This window comes from Streptomyces venezuelae (genome assembly GCF_008642275.1).
Lineage (GTDB): Bacteria > Actinomycetota > Actinomycetes > Streptomycetales > Streptomycetaceae > Streptomyces > Streptomyces venezuelae_E.
The window spans coordinates 1,709,513-1,717,500 of sequence record NZ_CP029189.1; the positions used below are offsets into that span (position 1 = coordinate 1,709,513).

3 protein-coding genes, 2 rRNA genes and 1 pseudogene (1 of these 6 cut by a window edge) are annotated in these 7,988 nt (G+C 66.3%); 1 reads left to right on the top strand and 5 read right to left on the bottom strand.

Annotation, left to right across the window (positions count from 1 at the left end; all coding sequences use genetic code 11):
- Positions 1-10: 10 nt before the first annotated feature.
- Complete coding sequence (locus DEJ51_RS07095) at positions 11-1,099, bottom strand: HAD hydrolase-like protein (RefSeq protein WP_150256824.1); 1,089 nt, start codon at positions 1,097-1,099, stop codon at positions 11-13.
- A gap of 88 nt (positions 1,100-1,187) precedes the next feature.
- Between DEJ51_RS07095 and DEJ51_RS07100 the strand changes: the two genes are divergently transcribed.
- Positions 1,188-2,459, top strand: coding sequence for a DUF1015 family protein (locus DEJ51_RS07100; protein ID WP_150256825.1), 1,272 nt, complete (start codon positions 1,188-1,190; stop codon positions 2,457-2,459).
- 67 nt (positions 2,460-2,526) lie between these two features.
- Here DEJ51_RS07100 and DEJ51_RS07105 read toward each other — a convergent pair whose 3' ends face one another.
- The 4 genes and pseudogenes from DEJ51_RS07105 to DEJ51_RS07120 form a co-directional block, all read right to left on the bottom strand.
- Positions 2,527-3,339: a tetratricopeptide repeat protein gene (locus DEJ51_RS07105; protein ID WP_150256826.1), complete on the bottom strand. Its 813-nt coding sequence runs from the start codon at positions 3,337-3,339 to the stop codon at positions 2,527-2,529.
- A gap of 432 nt (positions 3,340-3,771) precedes the next feature.
- Positions 3,772-4,686: pseudogene (locus DEJ51_RS35790) on the bottom strand (hypothetical protein); the annotation flags it as partial.
- Positions 4,687-4,996: 310 nt separating this feature from the next.
- Positions 4,997-5,113 (bottom strand): 5S ribosomal RNA (rrf, locus tag DEJ51_RS07115).
- A gap of 106 nt (positions 5,114-5,219) precedes the next feature.
- Positions 5,220-7,988, bottom strand: a 23S ribosomal RNA gene (locus DEJ51_RS07120); it runs 354 nt beyond the window's last position.

The window sequence follows — 7,988 nt, forward strand, 5'->3', positions numbered from 1 at the left end:
CGGGACGGCCCTAAAGACCCAGCCTGGCCAGCGCCTTCGCCGCATCGAGCGTGCAGACCCCGTCCCCGGCCGCCGTCCAGGCCGCCGCGCACAGCGCCCGCAGCCCGTCGAGCGGATCCCCCGCTTCGCCACCCTGCCCGCCCTGCCCGCCCTGCCCGCCCTGCCCGCCCTCTCCGGCCTCCCGCAGCTCCAGCACGCCGCCGTTCGTCGCGACCGCCGTCCAGCCTCCGCAGCGGAAACCCTCCGAGCACGGCTCCACCTCCGGCTGCCCGGTCAGCAGTCCCCGCAGATCCCGGTCCACATACGTCGGCCGATGCCGGGGCTCGGCCCTCAGCAGCTGCTCCGCGTCCGTGACCCCGGTCAGCACCAGCAGCGAGTCCACCTCCCCGTTGAAGGCACCCTCGATGTCGGTGTCCAGCCGGTCCCCCACCACCAGCGGCCGCTCCGCCCCGGTACGCAGCACCGTCTCCCGGTGCATCGGGGGCAGTGGCTTGCCCGCCACCTGCGGCTCCGCGCCCGTGGCGATCCGTACGACCTCCACCGCGGCCCCGTTGCCCGGCGCGATCCCCCGCGCCCCCGGAATCGTCAGGTCCGTGTTCGACGCGAACCACGGCACCCCGCGGTTGACCGCGTACGCGGCCTCCGCGAACCGCCCCCACGGCAGGTCGGGACCCCCGTACCCCTGGACGACCGCCGCGAGTCCCTCCTCCTCGGCCGACTCCACCGGCACCAGACCCCGCTCGCGCAGCGCGACCCGCAGCCCGTCCCCGCCGATCACCAGCACCTTCGACCCCGGCTCCACCTGCTCCGCGATCAGCCGGGCCACCGCCTGCGCCGAGGTGATCACCTCGGCCGCCTCGGTCGGGATGCCCAGCTCACCGAGGTGCTCCGCGACCGCGTCCGGCGTGCGCAGCGCGTTGTTCGTGACGTACGCCAGGTGCATCCCGCCGACCCGCGCCGCGGCCAGGGACTCCACGGCGTACCCGATGGCCCGGCCACCCGCGTACACCACCCCGTCCAGATCCAACAGGGCGGTGTCGTACGCCTGGTGCAGACTCTGCTCACTCGCCGCGGGACTGGTCCTGCTCTGCCGGGTCATCCTGTCCGCTCCTCATGAGATCGATCTTGTCCGAATTCTGTACTCCCCCGATCATCCCGTATGGCGAGACGCGTCTTACGATGCACCAATGACCACTTCTGGCACCGCGGGACAAGGGCTGCGCCTGACCCCGTTCCATGGCCTGCGCTACGTCCCCGAGCGTGTCGGCAGCCTCGCCGCCGTCACCTCGCCGCCGTACGACGTGGTCGTGCGCCCCGACGGGGTCGACCATCTCGAGTCCGCCGACCCGCACAACATCGTCCGCCTGATCCTGCCGCAGGCGGACACCCCGGTCGCGCGCAACGAGCAGGCCGCGCGCACCCTGCACGAATGGCTCGCCAAGGGCGTCCTCAGCGCCGATCCCCAACCCGCGCTCTACGTGTACGAACAGCGCCGGCTCGGCCTCCTCCAGCGCGGCATCATCGGCGCACTCGCCCTGTCCACCGCCGAGGAGGGCATCGTCCTGCCCCACGAGGACGTCATGCCGGACGTGGTCACCGACCGGGCCGGCCTGATGCGGGCCACCTCCGCCAACCTCGAACCGCTCCTCCTCACCTACCGGGGCGACGACCCCGACGCGGGCGCGGCCAGGGTCGTCGAACGGACCGTCCAGCTCGCCCCCCTCCTTTCGACCACCACCGAGGACGGCTTCCGGCACCGCCTGTGGGCCGTCACGGATCCGGCTGAAATCGCCGCCGTCACGGTGGATTTCAGCCACCGCCAGGCGCTCATCGCCGACGGCCACCACCGCTGGGCGACGTACCTGCGTCTCCAGGAGGAACACGGCTCCCCCACACCCTGGGACTTCGGCCTGGTCCTCCTCGTCGACACCGCCCGCTACCCGCTCCAGGTCCGCGCCATCCACCGGATGCTGCGCCGCCTCCCGGTCGCGGACGCACTGGCCGCCCTCGACGGCCACTTCCGCGTGCACTCGGTCGACGGACCGCTCCCGCTGGCCCTGGACGCCCTCGCGGACGCCGCGGAACGCGGCAACGCCTTCGTCCTCGCCGGTGACGGCGCCTTCCACCTCGTCACCGACCCGGATCCGGCCCTCCTCGACCGCACGGTCCGCCACGACCGCCCCGAGGCCTGGCGCCGACTGGATGCCACCGTCCTGCACGCGACCCTGCTGGACGCCCTGTGGCACGTCCCGGACGCCCCGGACGAGATCACGTACATCCACGACGCCGAGTCCACCGTCGCCATGGCCGAACGGCACGGCGGCACGGCGGTCCTGATGCATCCCGTACGCGAGGAGGTCGTACGGAACCTGGCCCGCCAAGGGGTCACCATGCCCCGCAAGTCCACCTCCTTCGGACCGAAGCCGGCCACCGGCCTGGTCCTGCGCGGCCTGGGCTGACCGCTTCCGGACATGAAGAAGGGCGGTACCCCGGCCGGGGTACCGCCCTTCTTCATGTCACCGTGCCTCAGGCCTTGTCGCCCTCGGCGTCGGAGTCGGCGTCGGACTGCTCCAGCGGCTCGTACTCCTCGTCGTCCTCGTCGTAGTACTCGGCGACGTCGGAGGCGCGCTCGGCCGCCTCGATCTCCGCCGCGTCCTCGTCGTCGTCCTCGTCGTCGTCCTCCTCCTCGGAGAGGTCGGACAGGTCGACGGACGCGTCGACGAACTCGACACCGTCGAGCTCGGCGAGGCGGTCGGAGGCGTCGGTGGCCCCGTCCTTGTCCGCTTCGAGGGTCTTGGCGAACCACTCGCGCGCCTCGTCCTCACGACCGGCCGCCAGCAGGGCGTCGGCGTAGGCGTACCGCAGCCGCGCCGTCCAGGGCTGGACCGCGTTGGAGGCCAGCTCCGGGCTCTGCAGGGTCACGATGGCCGCTTCGATCTGCCCCTGGTCCCGCCGGGCACCGGCCGCGACCAGACGCATCTCGACCTGGCCGGCCTTGTCGAGCTTCTGCACCTCGGGCTCGCCGGCCATGGCCAGTGCCCGCTCGGGACGACCGAGGCCGCGCTCGCAGTCGGCCATGACGGGCCACAGCTCGACCGAGCCGGTCATGCGCTTGGCGGCGCGGAACTCGGCGAGGGCCTCGCTGTACTTCTGCGTGGCGTACGCGGCGAAGCCGGCGGCCTCGCGGACGGCGGCGACGCGGGAGGCCAGTCGCAGGGCGATGCGCGAGTACGCGTACGCCTGCTCGGGCTCGTCGTCGATCAGCCGGGCGACCATGACGAGGTTCTTGGAGACCTCCTCGGCCAGGCCCTTGGGCAGGCTCAGCAGCTCCTGGCGCACATCGGCGTCGATCTCGAGGCCGGTGACGTCCTCGTCGATCGGAAGCCGCTTGACCGGGTCGCGGTCGGAGCGGTATTCGCGGTCGCCGCCACGGTCATCGCGACCACGGTAGCCACCACGGTCACCACCGCGATCGTCACGGCCACCGCGGTACCCGCCACGGTCGCCACCGCGGTCGTCACGGCGCGGGTAGGAGGGGCGGTCGCCGCCACGGTCGTCACGGCCACCACGGTACCCACCGCGGTCGTCGTCACGGCGGGGGTAGGACGGACGGTCGCCACCGCGGTCGTCACGACGGAAACCGCCGCCACCACCAGAGGGACGGCCACCACGGTCGTCGTCACGGCGCGGGTAGGACGGGCGGTCGCCACCGCGGTACCCACCACGGTCGTCCTCGCGACGCGGGTACGAGGGACGGCCACCACGGTCGTCATCGCGACGGGGGTACGACGGACGGTCGCCGCCACGGTCGTCACGACGGAAACCGCCGCCACCACCGGAAGGACGGCCACCACGGTCGTCGTCACGACGGGGGTAGGACGGGCGGTCGCCACCGCGGTACCCACCGCGGTCGTCCTCGCGACGCGGGTAGGAGGGACGGTCGCCACCCCGGTCGTCACGGCCGCCGCGGAAGCCACCGCGGTCGTCGTCGCGACGGGGGTACGAGGGACGGCCACCACGGTCGTCGTCACGGCGCGGGTACGACGGACGGTCGCCGCCACGGTCGTCACGACGGAAACCGCCACCACCAGCAGAGGGACGGCCACCACGGTCGTCGTCGCGACGGGGGTACGACGGACGGTCGCCGCCACGGTCGTCACGACGGAAACCGCCGCCACCACCAGAGGGACGGCCACCACGGTCGTCGTCACGACGGGGGTAGGACGGGCGGTCGCCACCGCGGTACCCACCGCGGTCGTCCTCGCGACGCGGGTAGGAGGGACGGTCGCCACCCCGGTCGTCACGGCCGCCGCGGAAGCCACCGCGGTCGTCGTCGCGACGGGGGTACGAGGGACGGCCACCACGGTCGTCGTCACGGCGCGGGTACGACGGACGGTCGCCGCCACGGTCGTCACGACGGAAACCGCCACCACCACCGGAAGGACGGCCACCACGGTCGTCGTCACGACGGGGGTACGACGGACGGTCGCCACCACGGTCGTCACGACGCGGGAAGCTGGGACGGTCGCCGCCACGGTCGTCACGACGGAAACCACCGCCACCACCGGAAGGACGGCCACCACGGTCGTCGTCACGGCGCGGGTACGACGGACGGTCGCCACCACGGTCGTCACGACGGAAACCGCCGCCACCACCAGAGGGACGGCCACCACGGTCATCGCGACGGAAACCGCCACCACCGCTGGACGGCCGGCCACTGGCGCCACGGTCGTCACGACGGAACGGCGGACGGTCGCCACCACGGTCGTCACGGCCCCCGCGGTAGCCGCCCCTGTCACCGCCGTCGTTGCGCCGAGGCTCGCGCTCCGGACGATCGTCGGGAGAGTTGGACATGGGTGTGACTCCTGTCTTCGGGGTACCGCTAGTCATTCTCGCGCAACCAACCCATGGCCGCGCTTCGGCGTAAAGAGGTGAAAAACAAAAAAGGACCCTTGGTCCAGCGTTGAACGCTGGACCAAGGGTCCTTTGAAAGATTGTTCGGCGGCGTCCTACTCTCCCACAGGGTCCCCCCTGCAGTACCATCGGCGCTGAAAGGCTTAGCTTCCGGGTTCGGAATGTAACCGGGCGTTTCCCTAACGCTATGACCACCGAAACCCTATCGGTTTCGAGCGAACAAGCACACTTTGTAGTTATGTTCTAGCTCTAGAAACCAGCAACTGTTCGTTGCTTCAGAACTAACACAGTGGACGCGAGCAACTGAGGACAAGCCCTCGGCCTATTAGTACCAGTCAGCTTCACCCGTTACCGGGCTTCCACATCTGGCCTATCAACCCAGTCGTCTACTGGGAGCCTTACCCTCTCAAGGAGGTGGGAATACTCATCTTGAAGCAGGCTTCCCGCTTAGATGCTTTCAGCGGTTATCCCTCCCGAACGTAGCCAACCAGCCGTGCCCTTGGCAGGACAACTGGCACACCAGAGGTTCGTCCGTCCCGGTCCTCTCGTACTAGGGACAGCCCTTCTCAATATTCCTACGCGCACAGCGGATAGGGACCGAACTGTCTCACGACGTTCTAAACCCAGCTCGCGTACCGCTTTAATGGGCGAACAGCCCAACCCTTGGGACCGACTCCAGCCCCAGGATGCGACGAGCCGACATCGAGGTGCCAAACCATCCCGTCGATATGGACTCTTGGGGAAGATCAGCCTGTTATCCCCGGGGTACCTTTTATCCGTTGAGCGACGGCGCTTCCACAAGCCACCGCCGGATCACTAGTCCCGACTTTCGTCCCTGCTCGACCCGTCGGTCTCACAGTCAAGCTCCCTTGTGCACTTACACTCAACACCTGATTGCCAACCAGGCTGAGGGAACCTTTGGGCGCCTCCGTTACCCTTTGGGAGGCAACCGCCCCAGTTAAACTACCCATCAGACACTGTCCCTGATCCGGATCACGGACCGAGGTTAGACATCCAGCACGACCAGAGTGGTATTTCAACGGCGACTCCACAACCACTGGCGTGGCTGCTTCAAAGTCTCCCACCTATCCTACACAAGCCGAACCGAACACCAATATCAAACTGTAGTAAAGGTCCCGGGGTCTTTCCGTCCTGCTGCGCGAAACGAGCATCTTTACTCGTAGTGCAATTTCACCGGGCCTATGGTTGAGACAGTCGAGAAGTCGTTACGCCATTCGTGCAGGTCGGAACTTACCCGACAAGGAATTTCGCTACCTTAGGATGGTTATAGTTACCACCGCCGTTTACTGGCGCTTAAGTTCTCAGCTTCGCAACCCCGAAAGGTCACTAACCGGTCCCCTTAACGTTCCAGCACCGGGCAGGCGTCAGTCCGTATACATCGCCTTACGGCTTCGCACGGACCTGTGTTTTTAGTAAACAGTCGCTTCTCGCTGGTCTCTGCGGCCACCCCCAGCTCACGGAGCAAGTCCGATCACCAGGAATGGCCCCCCTTCTCCCGAAGTTACGGGGGCATTTTGCCGAGTTCCTTAACCATAGTTCACCCGAACGCCTCGGTATTCTCTACCTGACCACCTGAGTCGGTTTAGGGTACGGGCCGCCATGAAACTCGCTAGAGGCTTTTCTCGACAGCATAGGATCATCCACTTCACCACAATCGGCTCGGCATCAGGTCTCAGCCTTAATGAGGGACGGATTTGCCTACCCCTCGGCCTACACCCTTACCCCGGGACTACCACCGCCCGGGCTGGACTACCTTCCTGCGTCACCCCATCGCTTACCTACTACAAGTCTGGTTCGTCGGCTCCACCACTTTCCTTTCCCCGAAGGGTCCGGAACGGCTTCACGGACTTAGCATCGCCTGATTCGATATTGGGCGTTTCAAAGCGGGTACCGGAATATCAACCGGTTGTCCATCGACTACGCCTGTCGGCCTCGCCTTAGGTCCCGACTTACCCTGGGCAGATCAGCTTGACCCAGGAACCCTTAGTCAATCGGCGCACACGTTTCTCACGTGTGTATCGCTACTCATGCCTGCATTCTCACTCGTGAACCGTCCACAACTAGCTTCCGCTGCTGCTTCACCCGGCACACGACGCTCCCCTACCCATCACAGCCTCCGTTGGGAGTATTGCTGCAATGACACGACTTCGGCGGTACGCTTGAGCCCCGCTACATTGTCGGCGCGGAATCACTTGACCAGTGAGCTATTACGCACTCTTTCAAGGGTGGCTGCTTCTAAGCCAACCTCCTGGTTGTCTCTGCGACTCCACATCCTTTCCCACTTAGCGTACGCTTAGGGGCCTTAGTCGATGCTCTGGGCTGTTTCCCTCTCGACCATGGAGCTTATCCCCCACAGTCTCACTGCCGTGCTCTCACTTACCGGCATTCGGAGTTTGGCTAAGGTCAGTAACCCGGTAGGGCCCATCGCCTATCCAGTGCTCTACCTCCGGCAAGAAACACACGACGCTGCACCTAAATGCATTTCGGGGAGAACCAGCTATCACGGAGTTTGATTGGCCTTTCACCCCTAACCACAGGTCATCCCCCAGGTTTTCAACCCTGGTGGGTTCGGTCCTCCACGAAGTCTTACCTCCGCTTCAACCTGCCCATGGCTAGATCACTCCGCTTCGGGTCTAGAGCGTGCAACTCAATCGCCCTATTCGGACTCGCTTTCGCTACGGCTTCCCCACACGGGTTAACCTCGCTACACACCGCTAACTCGCAGGCTCATTCTTCAAAAGGCACGCAGTCACGACTGCATGTGCAAGCACATACAACGACGCTCCCACGGCTTGTAGGCACACGGTTTCAGGTACTATTTCACTCCGCTCCCGCGGTACTTTTCACCATTCCCTCACGGTACTATCCGCTATCGGTCACCAGGGAATATTTAGGCTTAGCGGGTGGTCCCGCCAGATTCACACGGGATTTCTCGGGCCCCGTGCTACTTGGGAGATGAGCAAGCAAGCCGTACAGATTTCAGCTACGGGGGTCTTACCCTCTACGCCGGACCTTTCGCATGTCCTTCGCCTATCCATACGGTTTCTGACTCG